The 258-nt window shown below is 55.0% G+C and carries 1 protein-coding gene; it reads right to left on the bottom strand.

Going from position 1 to position 258, the window contains the following annotated elements; all coding sequences use genetic code 11:
* Nucleotides 1-258 (bottom strand): transposase (locus tag QIT27_RS17010; RefSeq protein WP_285264495.1); only part of this gene is annotated, 258 nt, incomplete at both ends.

The following is a 258-nucleotide window of genomic DNA, read 5'->3' as shown; positions in this document are numbered from 1 at the left end:
AACAGGCTCAGTTGTTGATCCTTGATCCGGTTCTCCATGTCACCCCGGGCACAGTACTGCTCGTAGTAAAGCTTGAAGCCGTCATCGTAACGGGAACTGATGATAAACCGGGGATTAGAGCCCAGCTCGCCTTCTTCCAGACGGGCCACCACCCAGCGTGGGTATTTCCAGGAGTGTGCTTGATACGGAAAGCGAAACGTCTCTGCCACTTTCCCTCCCACCTGCCATTGGGTCTTGCGTACCAGCATCATGGGCACA

Origin of the sequence: Halomonas sp. LC1 (assembly GCF_030247125.1) — a bacterium.
GTDB lineage: Bacteria > Pseudomonadota > Gammaproteobacteria > Pseudomonadales > Halomonadaceae > Vreelandella.
This window is presented reverse-complemented; position numbering and strand designations above follow the sequence as displayed.